Origin of the sequence: Gaiella sp. (assembly GCF_035710885.1) — a bacterium.
Lineage (GTDB): Bacteria > Actinomycetota > Thermoleophilia > Gaiellales > Gaiellaceae > Gaiella.
In genome coordinates, this window is sequence record NZ_DASTCS010000054.1 from 1 (window position 1) to 14,639 (window position 14,639).

The window sequence follows — 14,639 nt, forward strand, 5'->3', positions numbered from 1 at the left end:
TCATCGCGAGCACGACGTCGCGCACCCAGGCGGTCTCGTCGCGCGACATGCGCCGGAACTCGAGCCGCTCGGCCGTTTTCGGCCCGTGGCCGGTGACCACGTGCTTGAGCTCGTCCCAGTCCGGCTCCGTGTAGGCCCAGACGCCGGTCTCCTCGTCCTTCCCCAGCTTCGGGTCGGGCACCGTCAGCCCGAGCTCCCAGATCTGCGGGACGTAGCCGTCGAGGAACTGCTGCCGCGCCTCCTCGTTGCCCTGCGACTTGATCCGCCAGACCAGCATCGGGTCGTCCTCAGCCGGGATCGGGTTCCCGTGGAAGTGCATGAGCGGCCCCCACCAGCGGTCGAGCGCCTCCTGCACGAGCTCGCGCTGCTCGTCGGTGCCGTTCATCATCGTCAGGACGACGTCGCGCCCGTGGAGGATGTGAAACGACTCCTCCCAGCAGATCTTCTTCATGATCCGCGCGTACGGAGCGTACGAGCACTTGAGGAGCGCCTTCTGCGAGATGATCGCGGCTGCGTCCACGAGCCACGCGATCACGCCGACGTCGCCCCAGGTCTTCGTCGTGTAGTGGAAGACGTTGTGGAACTTGGCGCGACCGGCGACAAGGTCCTCGAGGCACTGCTCGCGCGGCTTCCCGAGGTCCTCGACGACGCGGTAGATGAGCTGCGCGTGGCCGACCTCGTCCTGCACCTTCGCGGTGAGGGCGAGCTTCCGCTGCAGCGTCGGCGCGCGCAGGATCCAGTCCCGCTCCGGAAGGACGCCCATCAGCTCCGAGTTCGCGTGCATCTCGACGAACTTCGTCAGGCGCTTGCGGTACTCGTCCGGCATCCAGTCGCCGGTCTCCACGAGGCCGCCGGAGGAGACGTGCGCCAGGAACTGCTCGGTGCGGGCGTCCACACCCACGATGCTACCGAACGGTAGCATCGTCCGAATGGCCACCAGGCGCGAGGAGCTGGTCTCCGTCGCCGCGCGGCTGTTCGCGGAGCGCGGCTATCACGGCACGTCCATGGCCGACCTGGCCGAGGCGATGGGCGTCCAGAAAGGCTCGCTCTACTCGCTCACCGGCTCCAAGCAGGAGCTCCTCGTCCTCGTCACGCGGGAAGGAGCGGTGGCCTTCCACGGGGCGCTCGACGCGGTTCCCGAGGACGACGAGGCACCCCTCGAGCGGATCCGCCGGGCGCTGCGCGGGCACCTGGCGGTCGTCGCGGCCCAGGTCGACGCGGCGACCGTGTTCACCCGCGAGTGGCGGTTCCTCGAGGAGCCCGAGCGGACGGCGTTCCGTGCCGAGCGCCGTCGCTACGAGGAGCGCTGGGGCGACCTCCTGCGCGAAGCCGCCGAGCGCGGCGCGCTGCGCTCCGACCTCGACGTGCCGGCGGCTGTCCTGCTCGTCCTCTCCGCGGCGAACTGGGCGTACACCTGGATCCGCCCCGGGGCCGACACGGACGCGCTCGCCGACCGCTTCTTCGTGATCCTGCTCGACGGCGTGCGGGGGTACGCGACGCGCCCCGCATAGGCTGTCGGCTCGTGGGCGCGCTGCTCATCGTCAACCCACAGGCCAGCGGAGTCTCGGAGGAGCTCGTGGCGCGGGTCGTCGGGGAGCTGCCCGACGACCTCGAGGTCGTCCGCACGGGCGGGCCGGGCGAGGCGACCACGATCGCGCGCGAGCGCGAGCCGTCGGTCGAGGCGATCTACGTGCTCTCCGGCGACGGGACGTACAACGAGGTGCTGAACGGAGTGGCGGGCACGATCCCGCTCGGGTTCCTGCCCGGAGGAGGGACGAGCGTGCTGCCGCGCGCCCTCGGGCTCGGGCGCGATCCCGTCGTCGCGGCGCGCGTGGCGGCGCGAGGTGCCACCCGCCGGATCGGGCTCGGGCGCGTGAACGGTCGCCGCTTCTCGTTCAACGCCGGCATCGGATTCGACGCCGAGCTCGTTCGCCGCATCGACGCGAAGGGCCGACGTGCCGACGGGCGCCGCCCGGGAGACCTCGCCTTCGTACGGACGGCAATCGGCCTCGTCACGGCGCGGCGCGGGTCCTTCCCGGACGCACTCGAGATCGAAGGCGCCGGCCGGGCCGCGTTCGCGCTCGTCGCGAACTGCGACCCCTACACGTACGCGGGCCGGGTCCCGGTGCGGGTCGCCAGCGGAGCGTCGTTCGACCTCGGGCTCGACCTCGTGGCTCCCACCTCGCTGCGGGCGCGGAACCTGCCTCGGCTCCTCCTGGAGATGTCCCGCGGCGCCCGGCCACGACCCGGTCTGACCGTTCTCCACGACGTCGAGCGGATCGTCATCCGCTGCGACGCGCCGATGCCACTCCAGGTCGACGGCGAGGACCTGGGTGACGTGGAGCATGCGGCGTTCGAGACCGAGCCCCACGCGGTCACGGCTCTGGTTCCCGGTCGGTAGCGACCAGCATCCGGGCCCTCGCGCAGCCCGACATGCGGCGACTGCGTCGTCAGGTGTTGCGGCGGGCCCGAGGGCCGAAGAGGTCCGACCAGCGTCTGCCGATCCCCTTCGCGAACTGTGTCTCGAGCATGCGGAAGTGCTCGTCGAGCACCTTCTCCAGCGCATCCTCGTCACGCTGCCGCATGGCGGCGATCTGGCGGCGGTGCACGTCGAGCGTCTGGCGGTCGTAGGCCACGCCTCCGGAATAGGCGTCCCTGATCGGGGCCAGCCCGCGGCCGACCCCGCGCATCGCGGCCCGGATCGTCTCGTTGCGGCAGCTCCTGACGAGCGCGCGGTGGAACATAGCGTCGGCCCGCATCACGCTCGGCCGCTCGCCGAGATGGCGCTCGAGCAGATCGACCGTCCGCTCGAGCTCGACGAGGTCGGCGGCGGACGCGGCGCGCATCGCCTCGTGGACGACCGCCCGCTCGAGCACGCGGCGCGCCCGCAGGACGTCGACCGCCGCGGCCTCCTCGAGCTTCACGGCGGTGAAGATCGCGACGGAGGGGACGAGGTCTGTCGCGACGAAGATGCCGCCGGACTTCCCCCGGCGCACCTGGACGAGCCCTGACAGCTCGAGCACCCGCAACGCCTGACGCAGGGTCGGCTTCGAGATGCCGAGCTGCTCGGCGAGCGTGCCCTCGTTCGGTAGGCGGTCGCCCGTGCGCAATCCGGCCCGCTCGATCGCCTCGGTGAGATGCTCGATCGCGGCCTCGAACGTCCGCGTCGCGCGGACCGGCTCCACGTCGAAGGGGCTCGGAGGCGGCATGGGCGGCAGTCTCGCAGGGTTCGCGTGGATGCGGGTGGTGGGCGCCGCCGGAATCTGACGCCGCCCGACGCCCCGCCCGCGCCGCGGCGGATTTGCGCCAAAAGGGAAACGTTGTTTCACTTCCGGGTGATGAGTGTCGTGGAGCAGGGCCTGCGGCGGGTGATCGGAGTGGACGGCGAGCCCGATCGAAGGCTTCACGCGCTCGACGACGACGCCCTGCTCGCGCTCCACCGCTCGCTCGTCCTGCTCCGCACGTACGACGAGCGCTCGGTCGTCTACCACAGCCAGGGCAGGATCGGCACGTACGCCATCTTCCGGGGGCACGAGGCGATCCAGGCGGGTCTCGTCCACGCGCTCGAGCGGCGCGACTGGATCTTCCCAAGCTACCGCGACTCGGCGATCGGCCTCCTTCGCGGCCTCCCGGCCGCGACCATCCTGCAGTGGTGGCGCGGCCACCCGTCGGGGTGGTGGAACCCGGCGGACGTGAACGTCGCCTCCATCTGCGTCCCGATCGCCACGCAGGTCCCTCACGCCGCGGGTCTCGCCTGGGGTCTCGCGCTCAAGGGGTCGGACGCGGTGGCCGCGGTCCTCTTCGGCGACGGGGCGACCTCCGAGGGCGCGTTCCACGAAGGGGCGAACCTGGCAGGGGTCGTACGCGCGCCGCTCGTCCTCGTCTGCAACAACAACCAGTGGGCGATCTCGACGCCGCTGAGCGCGCAGACCGCGGCCGCGCGGCTCGCGGACAAGGCGATCGGCTACGGGATGCCGGGGACCCGCGTGGACGGGCACGACGTCCTCGCCGTCTTCGAGGCGGTGCGAGAAGGGGTCGCGCGGGCCCGTGCGGGTGACGGCCCCACCTTCGTCGAGGCGGTGACCTACCGGTCGGCGCCGCACGCCACGGCCGACGACCCGAGCATCTACATCGATCCGGATCGCGTCGCCGCCGAGCAGGAGCGGGACTGCATCACGCTCTTCGAGGCCTACCTGACCCGTCTGGGACTGCTCGACGAGGAACGGGCCGGTGCGGTCCGCGCAGAGGCGCTCGCGACGATGCGCGCCGGGATCCAGCAGGCCGAGGACGAGCCGGCGGGCGACCCGGAGCTCATCTTCTCCCACGCCTTCGCCGAACCGCCGCCCTCCCACGCGCGGGACCTCGACGAGCTCCGGCGGGTACACGGGTGAGTGCCACTGCCGTGGCCACGCGCGAGCTCCTCCTGGTCGAGGCGGTCAACGACGCCCTCCACGTCGAGCTGGCCCGGGACGACTCGGTGCTCGTGCTGGGCGAGGACGTGGGCCGCCTCGGCGGCGTGTTCCGGGCGACCGCCGGCCTGCGCGACCGCTTCGGCCCCGACCGCTGCATCGACACGCCGCTCTCCGAGGCGGGCATCCTCGGCGCCGCCGTGGGCCTCTGCATGGCAGGCTGGCGACCGGTCGTGGAGATGCAGTACGACGCCTTCTCGTACCCGTGCCTCGACCAGCTGATCACGCACGTCGGGCGCTACCGCTGGCGGACCGGGGGGAAGATGGGATTCCCGATCGTCGTCCGCATGCCCTACGGCGGCGGCGTGCGGGCGCCCGAGCTGCACGACGACTCGCCCGAGACGTACTACGTGCACACCCCCGGCGTGAAGGTGGCCGTGCCGTCCACCCCGGCCGACGCGAAGGGCCTCCTCGCGGCCGCGATCCGCGACCCGGACCCGGTCGTCGTGCTCGAGCCCAAGCTCGTCTACCGCACCGCCCGCGGCGCGGTGCCGCAGGGGGAGCACCTCTCCCAGCTCGGTCGGGCGCGCGTGGCGCGCGCAGGCACCGACGTGACGCTCGTCGCCTGGGGCGCGATGGTCCCTGTCTGCGAGCGGGCCGCCGAGGCGCTCGCCGGCGCGGTCTCGGCCGAGGTGCTGGACCTCCGCACCCTCAAGCCGCTGGACGAGGAGTCGTTGCTCGCGTCGGTGCGCCGAACGGGGCGCTGCGTCGTGGTCCAGGAGGCTCCCCGCACCTGCGGCTTCGCCTCCGAGGTCGCGGCGTTGCTCGCCGAGCAGGCGATCCTCGACCTCCACGGCCCCGTGCTCCGGGTCACCGGCTACGACGTGCCGTACCCGTACTGGCAGCTCGAGGACTGGTACATGCCGTCGGTCGAGCGCGTCACGGACGCAGTGCGCCGCGTGCTGGCATTCTGACGAGTCGGGCCGCCCGGCGGCCGCCGCCGGCAGGGCTGAGTATCCTGCGCCGCCGTGGCCTACGAGTTCAAGCTGCCCGACCTGGGCGAGGGCCTCACCGAGGCGGAGATCGCGCGCTGGCTGGTCTCCGAGGGTGACCACGTCGACGAGGATCAGCCGTTCGTCGAGGTGCAGACGGACAAGACGACCGTCGAGATCCCGTCGCCCCGCGCCGGGACGGTGCTGAAGATCCTCGTCGAGGAGGGCGAGATCGCGCCGGTCGGGGCGGTGCTCGTGGTGATCGGCGACGCGGGCGAGCAGCTGCTGCGTGCCGTCGAGCCGGGCGAGCGGCGCGCGGGGAGCGAAGGCGGCGCAGAGCCGCTCGTCGCAGTGGTTCCCACCGACCCCACGGCTGCTGTGAGGGCCACGCCCGCCGTCCGTCAGCTCGCCAAGCAGCTCGGCGTCGAGCTGGTCGGGCTGCCGGGCAGCGGCCCCGGGGGCCGGATCGTGGAGGCGGACGTTCGCGCGGCGGCCGGCGAGTCGGCCGGCCGGCGTGTGCCGGTGCGCGGCATCCGTCGCGCGATCGTGGAGCAGGTCACGCGCACGCACCGGGAGGTTCCCGCCGTCACGTTCGTCGAGGAGTGCGACTTCTCGGGTGTCGACCTCGCGCGCCTCGTTCCGCTCGCGATCCACGCGGCCGCAGGCGCGCTCGCCCGGTTCCCCGAGCTCAACGCACGGCTGGAAGGTGACGAGATCGTGCTCCTGGAACGCGTCGACGTGGGCGTCGCGGTCCAGACGGAGGACGGCCTCGTCGTCCCGGTCGTCCGCTCCTGCGAGCGTCTCACCGTGGACGAGATCGCCTCGGAGGCGGCACGCCTCGCCGACGGCGCGCGCGCAGGGACGCTCGCCGCCCACGAGCTCCGCGACTCGACGTTTACCGTCACCAGCGCCGGGAAGCTGGGCGGGCTCTTCGTGACGCCGCTCGTCAACCATCCAGAGGTCGCCATCCTCGGGCTGCACCGCGTCTCCGAGCGCCCGGTCGTCCGCGACGGTCAGGTTGTCGTCCGGACCGTCGGCAACGTCTCGGTGAGCTTCGACCACAGGGTCGTGGACGGCGTACGCGCGGCCGCATTCTGCCTCGACGTGATCGACAAGCTGCAATCCGCAGGCCGCGTCGGCGCGTAGTACCGGACGAATCCGTCGTCTCACGAAGGGGAGAACGATGAGAGGGAGGCTGCTCCTCGGTCTGTTCGTGCTCGGCCTCGTCGGCGTGACCGTCGCCGCCGCGGGCATCAACCGGAACTGGAGCGTGCACGCGAACGGATCACAGGAGGTTCCTGCACGCGACACGCAAGGCCAGGGCCAGGCGATCTTCCACCTCTCGAAGGACGGAAGCTCGCTCGACTACAAGCTGATCGCGTCGAACATCGAGAACGTGTTCATGGCGCACATCCACCAGCAGGCCCCGGGCGTGAACGGCCCGATCGTGGTCTGGCTGTACCCGTCGACCGCCGTTGCGCCAGGCCCGTTCGGCGCGGGCCGCACAGACGGCGTCCTCGCCACCGGGACGATCACGGCGGCCAACCTCGTCGGGCCGCTGGCCGGGCATCCGCTGTCCGACCTGGTCGAGGCGATGAGCACCGGCAACGCCTACGTCAACCTCCACACGAACGACGGTGTCGATGGCGTCGACACGGGCGCAGGGGACTTCCCGGGCGGAGAGATCCGGGCGGACATCAGGTAGCACGGGCTGAAGGGGCCCCTCGGCGGAGTACGGGGCGGCTACCGCCGCCCCGTACAATCCGGCCGTGGGCGACTGGTACGAGATCGGGATCACGGTCGGGCTGGGCGTCGCCGCCGGCCTGCTCCTCGCCGGCCTGCTCGCCGGCTGGCGGTACGGGCTCCTCACCTCGGTCGCAGGGGCGCTCGCCGTGGGCGTGCTGGCGGGGCTCCTCGTCAAGGGCTGGATCGGGCTCCCGGGCGCGCTCGTCGGTGCGCTCGTGGGCGCCGTCTCCGCGTCGGTGATCGCCCGCGGGGCGCTTCGCCGCGGCGCGACGCCCGGCGGCACGGCCTTCCTCGTGGGGAGCGCCTCGATCGCGGTGGCGCTGCTCGCGTTGATCCCCCTCGTCGGCTACGTGCTCGCCGTGGCCCTGCCCGTCCTCGCGGCCCGCCGGGCGCGGCAAGAGCCGGACCGGCACGCCGGGCTCCGCACGCTCGCCAAGTGACGCCGCGCAAGCTCGTCCTCGTCGTCATCGACGGCCTCACGCCGACCATGCTCGAGGGCTCGCTCGGCGACTCCTCGACCCCGACCCTGACCGCCCTCGCCGACCGGGGGACGCTCGGCCGCGCGACCACGACGTTCCCGTCCCTCACGCCGGTCTGCCTCTCCTCGATCGCCACCGGAGCCCACCCCGACGTCCACGAGATCCCCCACCTCGTGTGGTGGCACCGCGGCGAGCGCCGGCTCGTCGAGTACGGCTCGTCGTTCGGGGCGGCGCGAGCCGCCGGGTTGGGACGGACCCTCCGTGACACGCTCGTCGGCATGAACTCCGAGCACCTCGGGAAGGATGCCGTGACGGTGTTCGAGGCGCTCGCGGACGCGGGCGTGCGCACGGCGGCGGTCAACTTCACCGCGTACAGGGGGAGGACCCGGCACCGGCCGACCGTTCCGTTCCTCGTCCCGGTGCTCGGCCCGGAGCGATTCTTCTTCTACAACCTCTTCCAGAGCGAGCGCACGGGCGCGCCGCTCTCGTTCCGCAACCGCGCGGCGGGATCGATCGACGCATACGCGGCCGCGGTCGGGCGCTGGCTCGTGACGCGCGACGGATTCGACTTCCTCCTCTTCTACCTCTCCGACTACGACTACGCCTCGCACGCCGAGGGCCCGGACGCCTCCTCGGCGGTGCTCGCGCGCTGCGACGCCGCCGTCGGAGACCTCGTGCGGGCAGCGGGAGGGCTCGACGCGTTCCTCGAGCGCTACGCGGTGATCGTGCTCTCGGACCATGGCCAGACCCTGGTCACGGAGATCGCACGGCTCGGCGACCGCTTCCGGCACGAGCCGGAGACCCTCGTCGCGGCGTCGAACCGCGCCGCGCACGTCTACCGGCTCGGCCCGAGCGCGCCGAGGGCGCGGGCGCTGGCCGAGCGCCTGGACGGCGAGCCGTCGGCGGGCGTGGTGCTGTTCCGCGAGGAGGGTGCGACCGTAGCTCGCCGGGAAGGCGTCGAGCTCCGCCTCGAGGACGCGTCCGCGGGCACGCGTTCGAGCGGCGACGCTGCGATCCTCGACCAGCCGGACGCGATCACACGCGCCACTGCGGCGCTCCGCTGCCCGAACGCGGGAGACGTCGTCGTCTCGGCCTCCGAGGGCTGGGAGTTCGAGGATCTCGGTGGGCGACACCACCTCGGCGGGGGCTCGCACGGCTCGCTCGTCGCGGGCGACTCGCTCGTTCCCGTGATGACCGTCGGCTTGCAGGGCGCCGTGCTCGGCAGCGTCGTCGACGTCGCCCCCGCCGTGCTCGCGCACTTCGGTGTCCAGGCTCCCACGTACGCGGTACGAACCGCTGCATGAGCGGGATCCCGGTCGGCGAGCTGGAGCGGCGCCGGGCCCGGATGGTCGAGCACCAGCTCCGCCGGCGCGGGATCTCCGACGAGGGCGTGCTCGCGGCGATGGGCCGCGTCCCACGCGAGGAGTTCGTCCCCCCGGAGCTCGCCGACGTCGCGTACGAGGACGCGGCTCTGCCCATCGGCGAGAGCCAGACGATTTCCCAGCCGTTCATCGTGGCAGCGATGTGCGAGCTGCTCGAGCTCGACGGCACCGAGCACGTCCTCGACGTGGGCACCGGGTCGGGGTACGCCGCAGCCGTGCTCGACGAGCTGGCCCGGAGCGTCCTCTCGCTGGAGCGTATCCCGGTGCTCGCCGAGCGCGCCCGGCTCGCTCTCGACCGCACGGGTCACGACGGGGTCGAGGTGCGCATCGCCGACGGGAGCCTCGGCGCACCCGACCGGGCACCGTTCGACGCGATCTCTGTGGCGGCCGCGACCGATCACGTCCCGCCGGCCCTCTACGAGCAGCTCACGGAGGGCGGGCGGATGGTGCTGCCCCGGGGCGGGCGCGGCGGCCAGCGGCTCGTGCGGGTCGTGCGGACCCCGGAGGGGCCGGAGGAGACTGCCTCGCTCGCCTGCCGCTTCGTCCCGCTCGTCGAGGGCTGAGAGGCCGCTCGGGGGCCTTCCGCGCCGGAGCGACCGCTACGCTCGCCCGGCGTGATGGACGACGGAACGGTCACGACGGGGCGCGACCTGCCTCGCGGGAGGGTCGATGCCGCCCTCCGACGCAGGGCGAACTGGGAGCAGCTCGTCAAGTTCTGCGTCGTCGGGGCGACCGGCTACGTCGTCAACCTCGCGGTCTACACCCTCCTCCTCGAGATCGTCGGCCTCCACTACGTGCCCGCCGCCGTCGGCTCGTTCCTCGTCGCCGTCACGAACAACTACACGTGGAACCGCGTCTGGACATTCCGAGGTCAGCGCGGGCACGTCGTCTTCCAGGGGCTCCGGTTCCTCGTCGTCTCGACGAGCGCGCTCGCCGCGAACCTCCTCGTGCTCTACCTGCTCGTCCAGGCCGGGCTCGGCGAGGTCGTGGCGCAGGCGCTCGCGATCATGCTCGTCACGCCGGTCAACTTCATCGGCAACAAGCTGTGGTCGTTCCGCCACCGCGGCTGAGCCGCCGGTGCCGGGCCCGACACGAGCTCCGATTCGCGCCGCTGCGCTCGCCGCGACCCTGGTCGCTCTCGTCGCCGGCGGGACGGCGGTGGCTCGGGCGGCGAGCACGCCCGACGGCGCCCGGCCGATCGAGACCCCGCTCGCGCCGGACGACGCGAGACCCGGGCTGACCGAGAAGGGAGCGGTGGGCGCCGTCCTCGCGTATCCGAAGGTCGCGCGCTGGCTCGAGCGCTACCCGGCCGATCCGGTGACCGACGGGTCGTTCGACCGAAAGACGCGGACGTGGACGGTGCACGTCTGGTCGGGCGAGGCGGGCGAGGTGGCGAGGGGAGTCGTTGCAGACGCCGACGGCAGGGTCACCGAGGCATGGACGGGGCCTCAGGTCGCCTGGAGGATGGCCCGCGGCCGTCCTGGAGCATTCGGCGGGAAGCTCCTCACGTCATGGGAGGTCTGGCTCGCGCTCTCCGCGGTGTTCCTGGTCGGGCTGATCGACCTGCGTCGGCCGCTGACCGTGCGCACGCTCGACCTGCTGGCGCTGCTCTCGTTCGGCGTCTCGCTCGTCTTCTTCAACCGCGGCGAGGTGTTCCAGAGCGCCGCGCTCGCAGTCCCCCCGCTCGTGTACCTGCTCGCGCGAACGGCGTGGATCGGCTTCCGGCCCGGCGCCAGGCCCGTGCCGCTGCGCTCCCGCTGGCCCGTGTGGGTCCTCGCTGCCGTGACCCTCTTCCTCGTCGGCTTCCGCGTGGGCTTGAACATCGACCACGGCAGGACCGTGATCGACGTCGGCTACGCCGGGGTGATCGGCGCCGACCGGGTCCTCGACGGCCGCGCGCCCTACGGGGCGATGCCCGTCACGGACGGCCTCACCGTCTGCGGGCCTGCGGGAGCGGACGGGGAGGCCCGGGAGCGGATCCAGTCGAACGGTCGCTGCGAGTCGGCGAACCCGCGCGGCGACACGTACGGCCCGGTCGCCTATCTCGCCTACGTGCCGGCCGTGCTCGCGCTCGGCTGGAGCGGCCGCTGGGACGAGCTTCCGGCCGCCCACGCGACCTCGATCGCGTTCGACCTGCTGGCGCTCGCGGCGCTCGCGCTGATCGGCCGGCGTCTCGGCGGCCCGCGTCTCGCGGCGACCCTGGCCTTCGGCTGGGCGGCCTACCCGTTCACCGCCTATGCCCTCATGTCGAACACGAACGACGCGATCATGCCCGCGCTGCTCCTCCTGGGCTTCTGGCTCGCATCCTCCCCGGTCGCCCGCGGAGCCGCCACCGCGCTGGCGTCCTTCACGAAGTTCGCGTCACTGATCCTCGCGCCGCTGTGGCTGACCTACCGCACCGGCCTGCGTCCCGGGCAGCTGGCGCGCTACGCCGCCGGATTCGGTGTCGCGACGCTCGCGGCGTTCTCGGTGCTCCTGCTCGAGCCGTCCCTCGTCGATGCCGTCCGCACCTTCTGGGACCGGACGCTGGGCTTCCAGCTCGGGCGCGACTCGCCCTTCTCGATCTGGGGCTGGGGCCAGTACCACGCGCGCGGGATCCCGGACCTGGCCTCGCTCCAGACGGTCGTCCAGGTCTGCGTGATCGCGCTCGCGGGGGTCGCGTCCGTGCTGCCCCGGGTGAAAGGGCCGGTCGAGCTCGCCGCTCTCACAGCCGCGCTCCTGCTCGCCTTCGAGCTCTCGCTCACGCACTGGTCGTACCTCTACCTTCCGTGGGTGCTCCCGTTCGTGCTCCTCGCCCTGACGCTGCCGCGCGCCCGGCCGGCCGAGGCCCCGGCCCCGTAGTGACGCTCCGGCCCCCGCGGGACGCTCTTCTCGCGAGCGCCGTCTTCGTCGCGGCGGCGGCGGCCGTCACCGTCGCCTGGCAGCTGCTCGGGCACGCGATCACCGATGTCCCGCTGTATCGAACCTACGGCGAGCGGATCGCGAGCGGGCTCGTCCCGTACCGCGACTTCGCGTTCGAATACCCCCCGGGGGCCCTGCCGGCTCTCGTCCTTCCCGCGCTCGTGACCGACTCGCTCACGGCGTATCGCGTCGCGTTCGCCGCGGAGATGGCGGTGCTGGGGGCGCTGGGCGTCCTCCTTCTCGCCGAGGGCCTGCGCGGGCTCGGACGGACGGGAACCGACCGCCGGGTCGTGCTCGCCACGGTCGCGCTCCTTCCGTTGCTGCTCGGGGGCGTGATCCTCACCCGGTTCGACCTTCTCCCCGCCGCGCTCGTGGCCCTGGCGCTGGCGCTGCTCCTCGCGGGCCGGCTGCGAGCGGGCGCGCTGATCGTCGGGCTGGGGATCGCAGTCAAGCTCTATCCCGCGCTTCTCGTCCCGCTGCTCGCAATCACCGCCTGGCGGAAGGGGGGACGTCGAGAGCTGGGGATCGTGGTCGGGCTCGCGGCCCTACCCGCGCTGCTGGCCTACCTGCCCTTCACCGTCCTCGCACCGGACGGGGTGCTCGACTCCATCGGCCGCCAGCTCGGACGTCCGCTCCAGATCGAGAGCCTCGGCTCCGGCGTGCTCCTGGCGCTCCACCATGCGTTCGGGCTCTCGCTCGGGTGGGCATCCGGGAGCGGCTCGCAGAACCTCACGGGCACCGGGCCCGACGTCGTCGCCGTCCTCCTGGCGATCGGCCAGGTCGTCGCCGTGGCGCTCGTCTGGGCCTCGTTCGCCCGCGGCCCGGCGACCCCGGAGCGCCTCGCCCGCCATGCGGCGGCCGCCGTGGTCGCGTTCGTCGCCCTCAGCAAGGTGCTGTCGCCGCAGTTCCTCGTGTGGCTCGTGCTCCTGGTCCCGCTCGTGGGCGGCCCACGGAGCCGTGCCGCGCTCTGGCTCGCGGTCCTCGCGTGCGCGCTGACCGCCGCCTGGTTCCCGGTGCGCTACTGGGAGCTCGTCCGCGAGTTCGACCCGCTCGCCTCCTGGCTCGTCCTCGCGCGCGGGATGACGCTCCTGGCGCTCCTCGCCGTCCTCACGTGGCCGGCCACGGAACGCGCACGAGCTCGATCGCGCTCGCCCGCCCCGTCGCCGGGTCGCACGTGACGACGGCGCCCTCGAGGCGCACCCCGCCGGATGCGGTCTCGAAGCGGACGGGCATGCCGGTCCGCATCCGGCGGATCGCGAGCTTCGTCTCGACGCCGATCACCGAGTCGTGCGGGCCGGTCATCCCGACGTCCGTCAGGGCCGCGGTTCCGCCCGGGAGGACGCGGGCGTCGGCGGTCTGGACGTGGGTGTGGGTCCCCAGCACCGCCGTCACACGCCCGTCGAGCCAGGACGCGAGGGCGACCTTCTCGCTCGTCGCCTCGGCGTGGACGTCGACGACGATCACCGGGGTCACGGCGCGGGCCTCGTCGACGAGGTCGTCGACCACCTCCCACATGCTGTGGGCGGGATCGAGGAACAGCGACCCGAGCAGGTTGAGCACCGCGACGGGGGCGCCGTCCCGCGCCTCGACGAACGCCAGGCCTCTCCCGGGAGCGGCGGACTGGAAGTTGGCCGGGCGGACGACGGCCGCCGACGAGGCCAGGTAGGGGCCGATCTCCTCGCGCCGCCACGCGTGGTTTCCGAGCGTGATCGCGTCGGCGCCAGCCGCCATCAGGCGCTCGGCGAGGCGTGGAGTGATCCCGACGCCGTTCGCCACGTTTTCGCCGTTGACGACGCAGGCGTCGATGTCCAGACGATCCTTCAGCGCGGGGAGCAGCCCCTCCACCGCGTCGCGGCCGGGGCGCCCGACGACGTCGCCGACGAAGAGGATCCGCAAGGTGACGGCCGCCTAGGGGAGGGAGCCGGGTGAGGGGTAGACGGAGACCGAGACGTTGTTGCCTTCGTCGGAGGCGTGCGCCGCGAGCGCCTGCTCCTCCACCGCCGCGACGTCGACGGCGGTGCCGAGCTTCGACGACGCGGCGAGCACCGGTGTCCCGACCGCGATGGACGGGTCGGGGCGGACGTTCATCACCGAGACCATCACGGAAGGAGACTCCGACGGTCGCAGGTCGACCCGGCTGCCGACGCGCTTCCCGCCCACGACGAGGTCGCTGACGGCGATCACCGAGCCCTTCACGGGCGCGTAGACGTCCGTGCCCGGCGGTGTCCCCACGTCGAGCACGTTCGTGCCGGCCGGCCCGCCCTCGAGCTGGTACCAGCGCGGGGACTCGCGGCTCGAGCCGGCGATCCGCCGCCAGAGGCGCTCCAGCAGGCCGGCATTGGCCTGGCGCCCGACGGGCTGGAGCGAGAGCGAGCCGTCGTTCGCGCCGTGGAAGCCGATCGCAGTGAGCGACGCGGCCGCGACCGGGAGCTGGAGGCGGAGGTTCCCGATCACCGCGAGCACCTGCGGCCTCGGCCGCACCGCCGCGGCGTCCGCCGAGGCGACCGGCTCGACTGCGAGCGGCGTCGGCGTGCCCGACGAGCCGCTCGAGCCGAAGGCCGTGACGAGGAGCGTCACGACCCCGAGGACACCGAGGACCGAGATCAGCACGACGCGGCGCGCGCGCCGTTGTGCGCGCCGCCTGCGTTCACGGAGACGAGCCGCTTGCCGGGAGCGCGGCGAGGCCATCGCCGCCACGGTAGCGCACGGGGAAGCCGAGTTCGCGTCCCG

16 protein-coding genes are annotated in these 14,639 nt (G+C 72.9%); 12 read left to right on the plus strand and 4 right to left on the minus strand.

The window, feature by feature from the left end; translation table 11 throughout:
- Positions 1-895 (minus strand): 1,2-phenylacetyl-CoA epoxidase subunit PaaA (paaA, locus tag VFO26_RS13140; RefSeq protein WP_325115471.1); only part of this gene is annotated, 895 nt, incomplete at its 3' end.
- 34 nt (positions 896-929) lie between these two features.
- Between paaA and VFO26_RS13145 the strand changes: the two genes are divergently transcribed.
- Complete coding sequence (locus tag VFO26_RS13145) at positions 930-1,511, plus strand: TetR/AcrR family transcriptional regulator (protein WP_325115473.1); 582 nt, start codon at positions 930-932, stop codon at positions 1,509-1,511.
- A gap of 11 nt (positions 1,512-1,522) precedes the next feature.
- Entirely contained in the window at positions 1,523-2,401 is an 879-nt protein-coding gene (locus VFO26_RS13150; protein ID WP_325115474.1) for a diacylglycerol/lipid kinase family protein, read from the plus strand.
- Between the two features lie 49 nt (positions 2,402-2,450).
- On the opposite strand, the gene VFO26_RS13155 is transcribed toward VFO26_RS13150, so the two are convergent.
- Positions 2,451-3,209, minus strand: a complete 759-nt coding sequence (locus VFO26_RS13155) for a FadR/GntR family transcriptional regulator (protein WP_325115475.1) — start codon at positions 3,207-3,209, stop codon at positions 2,451-2,453.
- A 129-nt stretch (positions 3,210-3,338) separates the two neighbouring features.
- Between VFO26_RS13155 and VFO26_RS13160 the strand changes: the two genes are divergently transcribed.
- The 10 genes from VFO26_RS13160 to VFO26_RS13205 all read left to right on the plus strand — a co-directional run bounded on the left by VFO26_RS13160 (position 3,339) and on the right by VFO26_RS13205 (position 13,087).
- Complete coding sequence (locus VFO26_RS13160; protein WP_325115476.1) at positions 3,339-4,391, plus strand: thiamine pyrophosphate-dependent enzyme; 1,053 nt, start codon at positions 3,339-3,341, stop codon at positions 4,389-4,391.
- Entirely contained in the window at positions 4,388-5,383 is a 996-nt protein-coding gene (locus tag VFO26_RS13165) for an alpha-ketoacid dehydrogenase subunit beta (RefSeq protein ID WP_325115477.1), read from the plus strand. The genes VFO26_RS13160 and VFO26_RS13165 overlap by 4 nt, the downstream gene beginning before the upstream one ends.
- Before the next feature lie 54 nt (positions 5,384-5,437).
- Positions 5,438-6,547: a dihydrolipoamide acetyltransferase family protein gene (locus VFO26_RS13170; protein ID WP_325115478.1), complete on the plus strand. Its 1,110-nt coding sequence runs from the start codon at positions 5,438-5,440 to the stop codon at positions 6,545-6,547.
- 37 nt (positions 6,548-6,584) lie between these two features.
- Complete coding sequence (locus VFO26_RS13175) at positions 6,585-7,106, plus strand: CHRD domain-containing protein (RefSeq protein ID WP_325115479.1); 522 nt, start codon at positions 6,585-6,587, stop codon at positions 7,104-7,106.
- 64 nt (positions 7,107-7,170) lie between these two features.
- Entirely contained in the window at positions 7,171-7,587 is a 417-nt protein-coding gene (locus VFO26_RS13180; protein WP_325115480.1) for a hypothetical protein, read from the plus strand.
- The gene (locus VFO26_RS13185; protein ID WP_325115481.1) at positions 7,584-8,930 is read left to right on the plus strand and encodes an alkaline phosphatase family protein; all 1,347 of its coding nucleotides are present in this window, start codon (positions 7,584-7,586) and stop codon (positions 8,928-8,930) included. Before VFO26_RS13180 ends, VFO26_RS13185 begins: the two co-directional genes overlap by 4 nt.
- On the plus strand, positions 8,927-9,571 hold the full coding sequence (locus VFO26_RS13190; protein ID WP_325115482.1) for a protein-L-isoaspartate(D-aspartate) O-methyltransferase: 645 nt from the start codon (positions 8,927-8,929) through the stop codon (positions 9,569-9,571). Before VFO26_RS13185 ends, VFO26_RS13190 begins: the two co-directional genes overlap by 4 nt.
- A 54-nt stretch (positions 9,572-9,625) precedes the next feature.
- Positions 9,626-10,078 (plus strand): GtrA family protein, encoded by a 453-nt coding sequence (locus VFO26_RS13195; RefSeq protein ID WP_325115483.1) that lies wholly within the window; start codon positions 9,626-9,628, stop codon positions 10,076-10,078.
- A gap of 7 nt (positions 10,079-10,085) precedes the next feature.
- Positions 10,086-11,849, plus strand: coding sequence for a hypothetical protein (locus VFO26_RS13200; protein WP_325115484.1), 1,764 nt, complete (start codon positions 10,086-10,088; stop codon positions 11,847-11,849).
- Complete coding sequence (locus VFO26_RS13205; protein WP_325115485.1) at positions 11,849-13,087, plus strand: glycosyltransferase 87 family protein; 1,239 nt, start codon at positions 11,849-11,851, stop codon at positions 13,085-13,087. The genes VFO26_RS13200 and VFO26_RS13205 overlap by 1 nt, the downstream gene beginning before the upstream one ends.
- Here VFO26_RS13205 and VFO26_RS13210 read toward each other — a convergent pair.
- Both VFO26_RS13210 and VFO26_RS13215 read right to left on the minus strand, forming a co-directional pair.
- Positions 13,017-13,805, minus strand: coding sequence for a TIGR00282 family metallophosphoesterase (locus VFO26_RS13210; RefSeq protein ID WP_325115486.1), 789 nt, complete (start codon positions 13,803-13,805; stop codon positions 13,017-13,019). The two genes, VFO26_RS13205 and VFO26_RS13210, sit on opposite strands and share 71 nt — an antisense overlap.
- Before the next feature lie 12 nt (positions 13,806-13,817).
- Entirely contained in the window at positions 13,818-14,519 is a 702-nt protein-coding gene (locus VFO26_RS13215) for a hypothetical protein (protein ID WP_325115487.1), read from the minus strand.
- Between the last annotated feature and the right edge of the window lie 120 nt (positions 14,520-14,639).